The sequence below is a fragment of the Streptomyces jeddahensis genome (assembly GCF_001642995.1).
GTDB classification, from domain to species: Bacteria; Actinomycetota; Actinomycetes; order Streptomycetales; family Streptomycetaceae; genus Streptomyces; species Streptomyces jeddahensis.
Window position 1 is genome coordinate 71335 of record NZ_LOHS01000071.1, and the last position, 14313, is coordinate 85647.

Sequence of the window (14313 nt, forward strand, 5' to 3'; positions counted from 1 at the left end):
CCGCCCACCGGGCATTGCCGTGTTCCGGGCGGTTTTCCGAGGTCGCGGACCCCTTGACACCCACTTGCACGGCAGGCACATTGAGTTGCGCAACCTGAATCGAGTTGCGCAGACAGCAACTGGATCGGCTCGAACTGGTTAACAAACCGGAGGTGCGGCGATGGCGGGACCCCGAGTGGTCATCATCGGAGCGGGAGTCGTTGGCGCGGCACTCGCGGACGAGATCTCCGCGCGAGGCTGGACCGAAGTGACCGTGGTCGACCAGGGCCCGCTCCCCGCCACCGGGGGCTCCACCTCGCACGCCCCGGGCCTGGTCTTCCAGACGAACTCCTCCAAGACCATGACGGAGCTGGCCCGCTACACGGTCGAGAAGTTCTGTTCCCTCGACGTCGACGGCAAGCCCTGCTTCCTGCAGGTCGGTGGCCTGGAAGTGGCGACCACCCCCGAGCGTCTCGCGGAACTGCAGCGCCGCCACGGCTGGATCACGGCCTGGGGCATCGAGGGCCGGCTGCTGACCCCTGACGAGTGCGTCGAGCAGCACCCGCTGGTCAACCGTGACAAGGTCCTCGGCGGCCTCCTCGTCCCGACCGACGGCCTCGCCAAGGCCGTCCTCGCCGTCGAGGCGCAGATCCGCCGGGCCACCGAGCGCGGCGTCCGCTTCCTTGCCCGTCACGAGGTCCTCGACGTCCAGCAGAGCGACGGCCGAGTCACCGGCGTCCTGACCGACCAGGGCGAGATCCCCGCCGACATCGTCGTGTGCTGCGCCGGCATCTGGGGCCCGAAGATCGCCCGCATGGTCGGCATGAACCTGCCGCTCACCCCGCTCGCCCACCAGCTCGCCTGGACCGGCCCCGTCCCGGCCCTGGCCGGCCAGACCGAGGAGGCGGTCCGCCCGATCCTGCGCCACCAGGACGCCGACCTCTACTACCGCGACCGCTTCGACGGCCTCGGCATCGGCTACTACGGCCACCGCCCGATGCCGATCTCAGCCGACGACATCCTCTCCGTGGACGAGGCCGACGAGATGCCGTCGGTCCTGAAGTTCACCGAGGAGGACTTCGAGGACGCCTGGACCGAGACCCAGGCCCTGCTCCCCTCGACGCGCGAGGCGAAGGTCGAGGAGGGCATCAACGGCCTGTTCTCCTTCACCACCGACAACTTCCCGCTCCTCGGCGAGTCACCGGACGTCAAGGGCTTCTGGGTCGCCGAGGCCGTGTGGGTCACCCACTCCGCGGGCGTGGGCCGGGCGATGGCCGAATGGCTGGTCGACGGGCACTGCTCGTCCTTCGACCTGCACGAGTGCGACGTCAACCGTTTCGAGCCGCACCAGCTGGCCCCGGAGTACGTCCTGGCCCGTGACTGCCAGAACTTCGTCGAGGTCTACGACATCCTCCACCCCCTCCAGCCCTCGGGCGACCCGCGCCCGATCCGCACCAGCCCCTTCCACGCCCGCCAGCAGGAGCTGGGCGCATTCTTCCTGGAGGCGAACGGCTGGGAGCGCCCGCAGTGGTACGAGGCCAACGCGCGCCTCGTCGAAGGCCGCAGCATCCCCACCCCCAACGACTGGGCCGCCCAGTACTGGTCGCCCATCGTCGGCGCCGAGGCCCAGGTCACCCGCGAGACCGTCGCGATGTACGACATGACGGCCCTCAAGCGCCTGGAGGTGACCGGCCCCGGTGCCGCCGCCTTCCTGGAGCGCCTGTGCACCGGAAAGGTCGCCAAGTCGGTCGGCTCGGTGACGTACACCCTGCTCCTCGACCACGACGGCGGCATCCGCAGCGACATCACCGTCGCCCGCCTGGCCCGCGACCAGTTCCAGGTCGGCGCGAACGGCAACCTGGACCTCGACTGGTTCACCCGCCACCTCCCCGCCGACGGCACGGTCCAGGTCCGCGACATCACCCCCGGCACCTGCTGCATCGGCCTGTGGGGCCCGCTCGCCCGCAAGGTCCTGCAGCCGCTGACGGACGAGGACTTCTCCAACGACGGCCTGAAGTACTTCCGCGCCAAGCGCGCCTACATCGGCAGCGTCCCGGTGACGGCGATGCGCCTGTCGTACGTCGGTGAACTCGGCTGGGAGCTCTACACCACCGCCGACCAGGGCCTGAAGCTGTGGGACACCCTGTGGCAGGCGGCCAAGCCGCTCGGCGGTGTCATCGCCGGCCGCGGTGCCTTCAACAGCCTCCGCCTGGAGAAGGGTTACCGCTCCTTCGGCACCGACATGACCTACGAGCACGACCCCTACGAGGCCGGCGTCGGATTCGCCGTCAAGCTCGACAAGGAGGACTTCATCGGCAAGGCGGCTCTGGAGCGCCGTAAGTCCGACGTCCGGCGGAAGCTGACCTGCCTCACCATCGACGACCCGCGGTCGGTCGTCCTGGGCAGGGAGCCGGTGTACGACGGCGACCGAGCGGTCGGCTACGTCACCAGCGCCGCCTACGGCTACACCATCGGCAAGGGCATCGCCTACGCCTGGCTCCCGGCCGAGCTCACCACTCCCGGCACGCCCGCGCAGATCGGCTACTTCGACCAGCGCGTCGAGGCGGTCGTCGCCGAGGAGCCCCTGTTCGACCCCACCATGTCCCGCCTCCGTGGCTGACACCCCAGCGTCGACTCCCAGGGAAGGAACACCGCCGGTGAACGCACAGCTGCTCGACGGCAAGGCGACCGCCGCCGACATTCGCCGCGAACTCGCGGAGCGCGTAGCCAAGTTGACGGCCACCGCCGGCCGCCCGCCGGGCCTGGGCACCGTGCTGGTCGGCGACGACCCGGGCAGTCACGCCTACGTCGCCGGAAAGCACCGCGACTGCGCCCAGGTGGGCATCGCGTCCATCCGCCGGGACCTGCCCGCCGACGCGTCGCAGCTGCAGGTCGAGGAGACGATCGACGAGCTCAACGCCGACCCGGCCTGCACCGGCTACATCGTCCAGCTCCCGCTCCCGCGCCACCTGGACGCCAACGCCGTACTGGAACGCATGGACCCGGCCAAGGACGCCGACGGCCTGCACCCCGTCAACCTCGGCCGGCTCGTCCTGGGCGTCGAGGCCCCGCTGCCGTGCACCCCGCGCGGCATCGTCGAGCTGCTCCGCCGCCACGACGTGCCCCTCGCCGGAGCGCGGGTGTGCGTGATCGGCCGAGGCATCACCGTCGGACGTCCCATCGGCCTGCTGCTGACCCGGCGCTCCGAGAACGCCACAGTGACCCTGTGCCACACCGGCACCCAGGATCTGGCCCGGCACGTACGCGAGGCCGACATCGTCATCGCGGCCGCCGGCTCGCCCGGCCTGGTCACCAAGGACATGCTGCGCCCCGGCGCGGCGGCCCTGGACGTCGGCATCACCCGCACCGACCAGGGGCTGGTCGGCGATGTGCACCCGGACGCCGCCCAGGTCGCCGGATGGCTCGCCCCCATGCCCGGGGGAGTGGGACCCATGACCCGAGCGATGTTGCTCGCCAACGTCGTCGAGGCCGCCGAGAGGAACGCGAACGCCGCATGAACGCCCCAGTCCCCAAGTACCCGCAGTATCCGCACCTTTCAGAAGATCCTTCAGAAGACGGAGACGTCCGATGAGCCCCCGCACCCCCGGCGCCGACCTCCCCGACCACCCCGACTGGCTGTGGCGCAATCCCGAGCCCAAGCGGTCGTACGACGTAGTGATCGTCGGCGGCGGCGGTCACGGCCTGGCCACCGCCCACTACCTGGCGAAGAACCACGGCATCACGAATGTCGCCGTGCTGGAGAAGGGCTGGCTCGCGGGCGGCAACATGGCCCGCAACACCACGATCATCCGCTCCAACTACCTGTGGGACGAGAGCGCCGGCATCTACGAGCACGCGCTCAAGCTCTGGGAGGGACTGGCGGAGGAGCTCGATTACCCGATCCTCTTCTCCCAGCGCGGCGTGCTGAACCTCGCGCACAGCCTCCAGGACGTCCGCGACAGCGTGCGCCGCGTGGAGGCGAACCGCCTCAACGGCGTCGACGCGGAGTGGCTCGACGCGGACGGCGTCAAGGAAGTCTGCCCGATCGTCAACATCTCGCAGGACGTGCGCTACCCGGTCCTGGGCGCCACGTACCAGCCCCGCGCGGGCATCGCCAAGCACGACTACGTCGCCTGGGGCCTGGCCCGCTCGGCGGACGCGGCGGGCATCGACATCATCCAGAACTGCGAGGTCACCGGCCTCGACGTGGTCGGCAACCGTGTGGTGGGCGTCCAGACGAACCGCGGCCCGATCGCGGCTGGCAAGGTCGCGCTCTGCTCGGCCGGCCACACCTCGGTCCTCGCCGCCATGGCGGGCATCGAACTCCCCGTCCAGAGCCACCCGCTGCAGGCCCTGGTCTCGGAGCTCCTGGAGCCGGTGCACCCCACGGTGGTCATGTCCAACGCCGTCCACGTGTACGTCAGCCAGGCCCACAAGGGCGAACTGGTCATGGGCGCGGGCATCGACGCGTACAACTCCTACACCCAGCGCGGCGCCTTCCACATCATCGAAGAGCAGATGTCGGCGGCCCTGGAGCTGTTCCCGGTCTTCGCCCGCGCCCACGTGCTGCGCACCTGGGGCGGCATCGTCGACGTGAGCCCCGACGCCTCACCGATCATCGGGCTCAGCCCCGTCGACAACCTCTACCTCAACTGCGGCTGGGGCACGGGCGGTTTCAAGGCCACCCCGGGCGTGGGCTCGGTGTACGCCCACACCATCGCCCACGACACGCCCCACCCGCTCAACGCCCCCTTCTCGCTCGACCGTTTCACCACCGGCGCGCTCGTCGACGAGCACGGCGCGGCCGCGGTGGCCCACTAGGGAGCCGAATCCATGCTGCTCATCCCCTGCCCGTGGTGCGGGCCCCGCGACGAGGCCGAGTTCCACTACGGCGGCCAGGCCCACGTGCCGTATCCGGAGGACCCGGCGTCCCTCACCGACGAGGAGTGGGCCCGCTACCTGTTCTTCCGCGACAACCCCAAGGGCCCCTTCGCCGAGCGCTGGAGCCACGCGGCGGGCTGCCGCCGGTGGTTCAACGCGGTCCGGGACACGTCGACGAACGAGATTCTGGCGGTGTACCGGTCGGGAGAGGAACGCCCCGCAACTCTTGAGCCGAGGCCAGTGCTTTCAGCCCGTCCGGCGTTTGAGGACGAGGCCGTTCAGGCCGAAGGGGGGTCTGGGGGCGCAGCCCCCAGCGGGGTCGAAGGGGCAGAGCCCCTTCAGGATGGGACGGGTAAGGGCGGCGGGGGCGCGGCATCCATCAGCGGCTCCGCCGCGGGTCAGCCGTTCCGCCACGCGACCCGCGGCCGAATCGACCGCGACACCCCCCTCACCTTCATCTTCGACGGCACCGAATACCGAGGCTTCCGCGGCGACACCCTCGCCTCCGCCCTCCTCGCCAACGGCGTCATCCAGGCCGGCACCAGCATCAAGCTCGGCCGTCCCCGCGGCATCTTCTCCGCAGGCGTCGAGGAGCCCAACGCCGTCGTCCAGATCGAGGCACCGTTCCCCGAGCCGATGCTGCCCGCGACGACCGTCGAGCTGTACGACGGCCTCGTGGCAAGCAGCCTCCCCGGCCAGGGCCGCCTCGCCACCGAGCCGGACCCGGCCCGCTACGACGCCGTACACGCACACTGCGACCTGCTGGTCGTGGGCGCGGGCCCAGCCGGCCTCGCGGCCGCCGCGGCGGCCGCGAAGAGCGGCGCCCGCGTCATCCTGGCCGACGACCAGCCGGAGCTCGGCGGCAGCCTCTTGGGCACGGCCGAACACCTCGACTGGGTCCGGGAGATCACCGGGCAGCTCGACAGCGCCCCCGAGGTCCGCGTCTTGCGCCGTACCACCGTCTTCGGCTACTACGACGACAACCATCTCCTCGCCGTCGAACGCCGTACCAACCACCTCGGCGCCGAGGCCCCCGAGAACGTCTCCCGCGAACGCGTCTGGCGCATCCGTGCCCGCCGCGTCGTCCTGGCCACCGGCGCCCACGAGCGCTCGCTGGCCTTCGCGGACAACGACCGCCCCGGAGTGATGCTGACCGCCTCGGCCCGCGCGTACGTCAACCGCCACGGTGTCCTGCCCGGCCGCCACGCGGTCGTCTTCACCTCCAATGACAGCGCCTACGCCGCGGCACTGGACCTCACTACCGCGGGCCTGACCATCACGGCGATCGTCGACACCCGCCCTGAACCGGGGGAGTGGGCGGACCGCGCAAGAGCAGCCGGGATCGAAGTCCTCCCCGGCCACGCCGTCACCGGCACGGAGGGCGAGGCACGCCTCACCGCCGTGACCGTCGCCCCTTACGGAGAGTCCGCAGGGCGGCGGCAGTTCGCCGCCGACCTGCTGCTGGTCTCCGGCGGCTGGAACCCGGTGGCGCACCTGTTCAGCCAGTCGGGCGGCAAGCTGCGCTACGACGAGACGCTGGGCTCCTTCGTCCCCGACACCACCCGCCAGGCGGTCGAGGTCGTCGGCAGCGCGAGCGGTGCCCTCGACCCGGCCACGGTCCTGGCACAGGGCGCGGCCGCCGGTGCCCGCGCCGTCGAGGCCGAGGGCTACAGGCCCGAGGCGCCCCGCCTCCCGGCGGTGGCCGCGCAGCCGCGACAGACGCCACCGATGCACGTGTACGTCGTCCCGGGTGCCTCGGACGCCCCCCGTTTCGTCGACCTCCAACGCGACGTCACCGTCGACGACCTGGCCCGCGCGACCGGCGCCGGTCTGCGCTCGGTCGAGCACACCAAGCGCTACACCACGGCCGGCACCGCCAACGACCAGGGCAAGACCTCCGGTGTCCTGGCCAGCGGCGTCGTGGCCGAACTGCTCGGCGTGGACATCTCGGCGCTGGGCACGACGACGTTCCGCCCGCCGTACACCCCGGTCTCCTTCGCCGCCCTCGCGGGCCGCGACCGCGGCGCACTGTCCGACCCGATCCGCACGACTGCCATCCACAAGTGGCACGTGGCGCACGGCGCCCTGTTCGAGAACGTCGGCCAGTGGAAGCGCCCCTGGTACTACCCGCAGGACGGCGAGGACATGGAAGCCGCCGTACTGCGCGAGTGCCGGGCGACCCGCGAGAGCGTGGGCTTCATGGACGCCTCCACCCTGGGCAAGATCGACGTACAGGGCCCGGAGGCCGGCGTCTTCCTCGACCGGCTCTACACCAACATGATGAGCACCCTGAAGGTCGGCATGATCCGCTACGGCGTCATGTGCCGCCCGGACGGAATGGTCTTTGACGACGGCACGGTCATCCGCGTCGCCCAGGACCGCTTCCTGGTCACCACGACGACGGGCAACGCCGCCGCCGTACTCGACTGGATGGAGGAGTGGCTCCAGACCGAGTGGCCCGAGCTGAAGGTCCACTGCACGTCCGTGACCGAGCAGTGGGCCACGGTCGCCCTGGTCGGCCCGAAGTCCCGCGAGGTGCTCGGCTCGCTCGCGCCCCAACTCGCCGTCGCCAACGACGACTTCCCGTTCATGGCATGGCGCGAGACGACCGTCGCGGGCATCGAGGCCAGGGTGTGCCGGATCAGCTTCTCCGGCGAACTCGCCTACGAGATCAACGTGTCACCGTGGCATGCCCTCGCCCTCTGGGAGGCCGTGTACGAGGCCGGCGCCCCGTACGGCATCACCCCGTACGGCACGGAGACCATGCACGTCCTGCGGGCCGAGAAGGGCTACCCGATCATCGGCCAGGACACCGACGGCACCGTCACCCCCCAGGACCTCGGCATGAGCTGGGTGGTGTCGAAGAAGAAGCCCGACTTCATCGGCAAGCGGTCCTACGCCCGTGCGGACACCGCCCGCCCCGACCGCAAGCACCTGGTCGGCCTCCTCCCCGAGGACCCGGGCAGCTTCCTCCCGGAGGGCACCCACCTGGTCGCCGACAGCGTGCTGCCGGCCCCGCCCGTCCCGATGCTCGGCCACGTCACCTCCAGCTACCGCAGCGCGGCCCTCGGCCGGACCTTCGCGCTCGCCCTGATCAAGGGCGGCCGGGACCGCATCGGCGAGCGGCTGTACGCCCCCGTGGGCGACCAACTGGTCCCGGTGACCGTCGCCAGTCCCGTCCTCTACGACCCCGAGGGAGCCCGCCGCGATGGCTGACAACGCCCTGACCGCCCCGCTCCGCAGCCCCCTGTCGGGCGTCGCGGACCGCCTGGCCGCCGCGACACGCACCTCCGCGGGTGAGATCCGGCTGGCCGAACTGCCCTTCCTGGCCCAGATCAACGTCCGTCTGGACGCCAAGGGTCCGGCGGCGGAAGCCGTCGGGCTCGCGCTCGACCTCCAGCTGCCGCTCCAGCCGAACACCGTCGTACGCGCGGGGGAGTTGACCGCGCTGTGGCTCGGTCCGGACGAGTGGCTGCTGGTCGGACCGCCGGGGAGCGAACGGGACCTGGAGAGCCGGATCCGGGAGGCCGCGGGAGACGAGCCGGTCTCGGTCACCGACGTCTCCGCGCAGCGCACCACGCTCCTCGTGACGGGCCCCCGCGCCCACGACCTGCTGGCCCACGGCTGCGCGCTGGACCTGCATCCGAGGGCCTTCGGGTCCGGCCGCTGCGCCCAGACGACACTGGGCCGCACGCAGGTGGTCCTGGTCGCCCGGGACGAACCCAGGGCCGGGTTCTGGGTGCTGGTCCGCTCGTCCTTCGCCGGCTATCTGGCTGACTGGTTGCTCGACGCGGCGACGGAATACGTCTGAGGACCTGGGCGGGTTGCCCCGTCGACCCTGTGGGAGCTCCGCTCAGGGGCTCCCACAGGGCTTTGTGCATTGAGTTTCGTCATACGCATCGAAGGCTGGACCCTGTGACCGTCACGGCTGACGCCACCACTTCTCCACACCCGGGAACGCCCGAACTCCACCCGCACGGGCTGCCACGGCCCGGCCGGACCCTGGTCATGGGCGTCGTGAACGTCACCCCGGACTCGTTCTCCGACGGCGGGCTGTCGTTCGCCGCGGACGCAGCCGTCGCGCACGGGCTCGCGCTGCTGGAACAGGGAGCGGACATAGTGGACGTGGGCGGTGAGTCCACCCGCCCCGGCGCGACACGCCCGCCGGTCGAGGAGGAGCTGCGCCGCGTCCTGCCCGTCGTCAGGGAGCTCGCCGCGGCGGGTGCGATCGTCAGTGTCGACACGATGCGGGCCGAGGTCGCCGCCCACGCGCTGGACGAGGGTGCACGGTTGATCAACGACGTCTCGGGAGGCCTCGCCGACCCGGCCATGCTGCCGCTGATGGCCCGGGCAGGCACGCCGTACGTGCTGATGCACTGGCGTGGACACTCCGCCGGCATGCAGGCGAACGCCCGCTACGGCGACGTCGTCACCGACGTGCTCGACGAGCTGCGCCTGCGGATCCAGGCCGCGCTGGAGGCGGGGATCCCGCCGGATCGCCTGATCGTCGACCCCGGGTTGGGCTTCGCCAAGGAGCCCGAGCACAACTGGGATCTGCTGGGCCGGCTCGGGGAGGTCCGCGCGCTGGGCCATCCCGTCCTCGTGGGCGCGTCACGCAAGTCGTTCCTGGGCCGATTGCTGGCGGACGAGGCGACGGGACAGCCCCGCCCGGCGCGACAGCGGGACGCCGCAACCACCGCCGTGTCCGTCCTCGCCGCTGCGCAGGGCGTCTGGTGCCTGCGCGTGCACGACGTCGCCTCGACACTCGACGCGGTACGGGTGACGGCGCGATGGGGCGTCGAGACGGCGGCCTCGGTACGGTCGCCGCTGGGCTGAGGGCATCAGCGCGCGGGCACCACTGGGCTGAGGGCGCCAACGCACGGGCGCCGGCCGCCGGCCAGGCCGCGACCTGCTGCCCGCCGAGATGGTGCCGGAGGCGCCGTTGTCCCGACCACTTCCACTGCGCCGAGGGCCGGAAGCCCACTGGTTGCGCTGTGCCGAGGGCCGGCATCCACTGGTTGCGCAGCTCCGAGCGCGGTGGGCCATCGGTTCCGCTGTGCCGAGCGTTAGCGGCCCACCGGTTGCGCACGAACGTGATCGGCGCACGCCTGGCATGCCGGGGTGCCTCGCTCCCCGGGCCGGGCGGGGTTCAGCCCAGAAAGCCCATGCGGCGGCTGATCTCGTCCGCGCCCTTGATCAGCAGGGGGGCGAGCTCGTGGATGCGTTCCTCGGTGAAGCGGTACGCGGGTCCGGAGGCGCTGAGGGCGGCGACGACCTCGCCGTCGCGGGAGCGGATCGGGGCAGCCATGGCGTGCAGGCCGATCTCGAGCTCCTGCAGCGTCACCGCGTAGCCGCGCCCCCGCGCCTCGGTGAGGTTCTTCTCCAGCTTCGTCCGGGCCGTCAGGGTGTGCGGGGTCAGCTTCCGTAGTCCGGATGCCGCGAGCACGTCGGCGCGCTCCTGCTCCGGCAGGTGGGCCAGCAGGATCTTGCCGCTCGAGGTGGCGTGCACCGGGGTGAGCTGCCCGACCCAGTTGTGCGTACCGACCGCTCCCGGGCCGCGTACCTGGTAGAGGTTGACCGCGTAGTGCTCCTGGAGGACCGCGATGTTGACCGTCTCGCCGATCTCCTCGCTGAGGCGCTCGCACACCTGCCGGCCCTGCTGGGTGACGTCAAGGCGGCCCGCGACTGCGCCGGCCAGACGGACGATCCCGAAGCCGAGCCGGTACTTGCCCCGCTCGGCCGTCTGCTCGACCAGACCGCGCGCCTCCAGCGCCCCGAGGAGGCGGAACGCGGTCGACTTGTGGACGTCGATCTCGGCGGCGACCTCGCTGACACCCGCCTCACCGCGCTGGGCGAGGATCTCCAGGACGCTGACGGCACGGTCGACGGACTGCACCCCGGCGGGACCTGCTGTTGCGCCATCTGCCGTGTAGTTGCTCATAGTGCAACTATACGCGTGGGCGTCCATGGGTTCCGCAAGGGGCGTCCGCGAGTCCCGCAGGGGTCTTGGCGGGGGGTGGGATGGCCGGATCCGGCCGTCCGCATGGTCGCACGGCCCGCCGCGTCAGCGGAAGACCACCGTGCACTTCCCGTTGACCAGCACTCGGCTCTCGCTGTGCCACTCGACGGCGCGGGCGAGCACCTGGGCCTCGACGTCGCGGCCGATGGTGACCAGCTCGTCGGGGTCGCGTGAGTGGTCCACGCGGACGACGTCCTGCTCGATGATCGGGCCTTCGTCGAGGTCGGACGTGACGTAATGCGCCGTGGCCCCGACGAGCTTGACGCCGCGCTCGTGTGCCTGGACGTACGGCCGGGCTCCCTTGAAGCTCGGCAGGAAGGAGTGGTGGATGTTGATGGCCCGGCCCTCGAGCTGCTTGCACAGGTCGTCGGAGAGGATCTGCATGTACCGGGCCAGGACCACCAGGTCGACATCCAGCTCGCGTACCAGTTCCAGCAGGCGCGCCTCGGCCTCCGCCTTGGTCTCCTTGGTGACCGGGATGTGGTGGAAGGGGATGCCGTAGCTCTGCGCCAGCGGCTCGAAATCGCGGTGGTTGGAGACGATCGCCGGGATCTCGATGTTGAGCGCGCCCGTGGACTTGCGGAAGAGCAGGTCGTTCAGGCAGTGGCCGAACTTCGACACCATGATCAGGGTTCGGGTCGGCGTCGAGGCGTCGTGCAGTTGCCAGCTGATCCCGTACGCCTGGCCGACCGGGCCGAAGCCGGTGCACAGGTCGTCCAGGGAGATGCCGGGGTCCGAGACGTCGAAGTGGACCCGCATGAAGAAGCGGTCCTCCAGTCGGTCGTCGAATTGCTGGCTCTCCAGGATGTTGCCGGAGTGATTCACGAGAAACGTGGTCACGGCGTGGACGAGGCCGGCCTGGTCGGGGCAGGAAAGGGTGAGGACGAACTCACGGCCTGGCTGCGGTCGAGGAGACATGCCATCCTCCGTCATCTGGTGGTGCGTATCGTGCAACTTTTTGGGCGATACGCAACATGGTTCAATGGGGGTGATCAAGTGGTCAAGTGGTCGTCCGTGGGAGGTGGCCGAGGCGCTCCGAGATCCTCTCGGCGGCGGCCCGCACCGCAGCGGAGACTTCCGGCAGCCGCTGCTCGGTCAACCGGAAGGAAAGACCCGAGGCGCTGAGCGCGGCCACCATTTCTCCGTTGAAGGTGCCGAGGCGGAGGAGTGCGGCTGTGGGTGAGGGTCGGCCGAGGGCTACCTGTAGATGACGAAGACCTTGCGCAGGGTCTCGTGGATCGTCCAGGTGCCCTGCCAGCCGATGGGGAACACCGCCGTGGTTCCAGGGCCGACCTCGGTCGTCGTTCCGTTCTTCTCCTCGCAGGTCATGCGCCCGGACAGCACGTGGATGACCTCCCCGCGGTCGGAGAAGTCCCAGGCCGATTCCCCGGGTTCGCACTCCCATGTGCCGCTGATGATCCTGTCGTCGTCCGAGGTGAAGATCCGCCGGCTGCGGGTCTGCATGGGGCCGCCGAGCGGTGCGGCCGTCGGCGGGGCCAGCTCCTTCTTGTCCTCCAGCTCGGCCGAGGACAGCGAGCCGGCGTTCAAGCTGATCGTCATGTGCGAAGTCCGATCTTCCGGGAGTCGCATCGAAGGGTTGCACCACAGCGGTGTTTCTCTATGTAGAACAAGCGTCGCTATGTGCAACATCATGCGGATGAGGTGAGACGTCGTCAAGCGTCGGGCGAATGTCTGCGCGGTGATGGTGCCGGGTGGCCTCCGTGGAAGTCGTGAGAGGTTCAGCGCCCCTTCTTGACGTCGGCACGCTATCTATGTTCCGTTGCGTATGAAGAAACGAGTTTTTTGTCTCGCAACATCCGAGCCGCAGCATCGCTCACGGTCCACCGTCCCCCATCCCGGGAGGTCAGATGTCCATCCGTGCCGTCGACGAGGCGCCACTGAACAAATTCCACCGAAAACTCACCTGGGCCTGCGCCGGTGGCCCGTTCCTGGACGGCTACCTGCTCAGCATCATCGGCGTCGCACTCGTCGGCATGAGCAGCGAATTGAACCTGACCACCGGGGACGAGAGCCTCATCGGCGCCGCCGCTCTGGTCGGCATCTTCGTGGGAGGTCTGTTCTTCGGTGCCGTCACCGACAAACTCGGCCGTGAGGCGATGTACACCATCGACCTGGCGGTTCTGGTCGCCGGATCGGTGCTGTCGGTGTTCGCCACCGAGACCTGGCAGTTCGTCGTGCTGCGCTTCGTGCTCGGCATGGCCATAGGAGCCGACTATCCGATTGCCACGTCCCTGCTGGCCGAGTGGGTGCCGAACAAGCATCGGGGCCGGCTGCTCGGCATCCTGATCCTCGCCTGGTACATCGGCGCGGCGGCCGCCTATGTGGTGGGCTATGTGTTGGCCGAGATGTGGGGCACCGGTTCCTGGCGCTGGATGCTCGCCTCGGGCGCCGTACTGAGTGCCGTGATCCTGCTGATGCGTATCGGTACGCCGGAGTCACCGCTGTGGCTGGTGAACAAGGGCCGTACCGCCGACGCCCAGAAAGCGATCAAGAAAGCCCTCGACCGCACCATCCCGGTCGAGGAACTGCTCGCGGCCTCGGCTGCCGAGCAGTCGGTGGAGCAGAGCCGGTTCCGTGACCTGTTCCAGGGCACCTATCTGCGGCGCACACTGTTCTGCGGGTTGTTCTATATGTGTCAGATCACGCCGATGTTCGCCCTGTACACGTTCGGCCCCACCATCCTGGGCTCCTTCGGGCTCGGGGAGGGCAACGCCGGCAACCTGGGTTCCGCGCTGATCAGTGTCGTCTTCGTACTGGGCTGCATCCCCGCGCTGCGTCTGGTGGACAAGGTGGGGCGCCGTCCCGTCATCGTGTGGTCGTTCGCCCTGATGGTGATCCCGCTCGTGGTGCTCGGCGGTGGCACCGCTCTCCCCATCGCGGTCGTCATCACGTGCTTCTGCGCCTACGCCCTCTTCTCCGGCGGTCCCACGGTGCTGGAGTGGACGTATCCCAACGAATTGTTCCCTACCAGTATCCGGGCCACCGCGGGAGGCGTGGCCACGTCGATCAGCCGTATCGGCGCCGCCGCGGGCACCTATCTGCTGCCGATCTCCCTGGACCGGCTGGGCATCGGCACCACCATGCTGATCGGCGCCGGCATCACCGCGGTGGGCTGGCTGGTGTCCTTCGCGTGGGCCGAGGAGACGCGGGGCCGCACGTTGGCGGAGACCAGTGCTCTCCCCGGCTCCGAGCGGCCCGCGTCGGCCGGTGAGGAAGACCGCGGCAGCCTGCGCGAGAGCGGCCACAGCCTGCGCGAGAGCGGCCTTGGGCGGTCCTGACCGTACAAGGCGCCCCGAGTGGGCGACATGCAGCCGGCCGGCCCCTCGCAGGGGCCGGCCGGCTGCATGTCTGTGGGTGTCCGACGGCGGACTTCCCGCGGGATGACAACTTCGCTCGGCCAACCCCTTGACAGT

10 protein-coding genes are annotated in these 14313 nt (G+C 70.2%); 7 read left to right on the forward strand and 3 right to left on the reverse strand.

Annotation, left to right across the window (positions count from 1 at the left end; genetic code table 11):
- The first annotated feature begins 160 nt into the window (after positions 1-160).
- From STSP_RS13155 to folP, 6 genes are all read left to right on the forward strand, one after another.
- Positions 161-2599, forward strand: coding sequence for a GcvT family protein (locus STSP_RS13155; protein ID WP_067276444.1), 2439 nt, complete (start codon positions 161-163; stop codon positions 2597-2599).
- A gap of 37 nt (positions 2600-2636) precedes the next feature.
- The gene (locus STSP_RS13160) at positions 2637-3497 is read left to right on the forward strand and encodes a bifunctional methylenetetrahydrofolate dehydrogenase/methenyltetrahydrofolate cyclohydrolase (protein ID WP_067276445.1); all 861 of its coding nucleotides are present in this window, start codon (positions 2637-2639) and stop codon (positions 3495-3497) included.
- Positions 3498-3567: 70 nt separating this feature from the next.
- Positions 3568-4800: a sarcosine oxidase subunit beta family protein gene (locus tag STSP_RS13165; RefSeq protein ID WP_067276447.1), complete on the forward strand. Its 1233-nt coding sequence runs from the start codon at positions 3568-3570 to the stop codon at positions 4798-4800.
- A 12-nt stretch (positions 4801-4812) separates the two neighbouring features.
- Positions 4813-8076 (forward strand): sarcosine oxidase subunit alpha family protein, encoded by a 3264-nt coding sequence (locus STSP_RS13170; protein WP_067276448.1) that lies wholly within the window; start codon positions 4813-4815, stop codon positions 8074-8076.
- A complete protein-coding gene (locus tag STSP_RS13175; RefSeq protein WP_067276450.1) occupies positions 8069-8671 on the forward strand; it encodes a sarcosine oxidase subunit gamma in 603 nt (200 codons plus the stop codon). The genes STSP_RS13170 and STSP_RS13175 overlap by 8 nt, the downstream gene beginning before the upstream one ends.
- A gap of 104 nt (positions 8672-8775) precedes the next feature.
- The gene (gene folP, locus STSP_RS13180; RefSeq protein WP_078067138.1) at positions 8776-9696 is read left to right on the forward strand and encodes a dihydropteroate synthase; all 921 of its coding nucleotides are present in this window, start codon (positions 8776-8778) and stop codon (positions 9694-9696) included.
- Between the two features lie 313 nt (positions 9697-10009).
- Here the strand turns inward: folP and STSP_RS13185 are convergent, their stop codons facing one another.
- The 3 genes from STSP_RS13185 to STSP_RS13195 all read right to left on the reverse strand — a co-directional run bounded on the left by STSP_RS13185 (position 10010) and on the right by STSP_RS13195 (position 12439).
- The gene (locus STSP_RS13185) at positions 10010-10801 is read right to left on the reverse strand and encodes an IclR family transcriptional regulator (protein WP_067276454.1); all 792 of its coding nucleotides are present in this window, start codon (positions 10799-10801) and stop codon (positions 10010-10012) included.
- Between the two features lie 123 nt (positions 10802-10924).
- On the reverse strand, positions 10925-11797 hold the full coding sequence (gene purU, locus STSP_RS13190) for a formyltetrahydrofolate deformylase (protein ID WP_067276456.1): 873 nt from the start codon (positions 11795-11797) through the stop codon (positions 10925-10927).
- Positions 11798-12076: 279 nt separating this feature from the next.
- A complete protein-coding gene (locus STSP_RS13195) occupies positions 12077-12439 on the reverse strand; it encodes a cupin domain-containing protein (protein ID WP_067276459.1) in 363 nt (120 codons plus the stop codon).
- A 308-nt stretch (positions 12440-12747) separates the two neighbouring features.
- On the opposite strand from STSP_RS13195, the gene STSP_RS13200 reads away from it, so the two are divergent.
- Positions 12748-14178 (forward strand): MFS transporter, encoded by a 1431-nt coding sequence (locus tag STSP_RS13200; protein ID WP_078067139.1) that lies wholly within the window; start codon positions 12748-12750, stop codon positions 14176-14178.
- Positions 14179-14313: the final 135 nt, after the last annotated feature.

Excerpts from the sequence above, each read along its gene's own strand:
- STSP_RS13155 (WP_067276444.1), top strand. The coding sequence starts at position 161 with ATGGCGGGACCCCGAGTGGTCATCATCGGAGCGGGAGTCGTTGGCGCG.
- STSP_RS13200 (WP_078067139.1), top strand. The coding sequence starts at position 12,748 with ATGTCCATCCGTGCCGTCGACGAGGCGCCACTGAACAAATTCCACCGA.
- STSP_RS13170 (WP_067276448.1), top strand. The coding sequence starts at position 4,813 with ATGCTGCTCATCCCCTGCCCGTGGTGCGGGCCCCGCGACGAGGCCGAG.
- STSP_RS13195 (WP_067276459.1), bottom strand. The coding sequence starts at position 12,439 with ATGACGATCAGCTTGAACGCCGGCTCGCTGTCCTCGGCCGAGCTGGAG.
- STSP_RS13165 (WP_067276447.1), top strand. The coding sequence starts at position 3,568 with ATGAGCCCCCGCACCCCCGGCGCCGACCTCCCCGACCACCCCGACTGG.
- STSP_RS13175 (WP_067276450.1), top strand. The coding sequence starts at position 8,069 with ATGGCTGACAACGCCCTGACCGCCCCGCTCCGCAGCCCCCTGTCGGGC.
- purU (WP_067276456.1), bottom strand. The coding sequence starts at position 11,797 with ATGTCTCCTCGACCGCAGCCAGGCCGTGAGTTCGTCCTCACCCTTTCC.
- STSP_RS13185 (WP_067276454.1), bottom strand. The coding sequence starts at position 10,801 with ATGAGCAACTACACGGCAGATGGCGCAACAGCAGGTCCCGCCGGGGTG.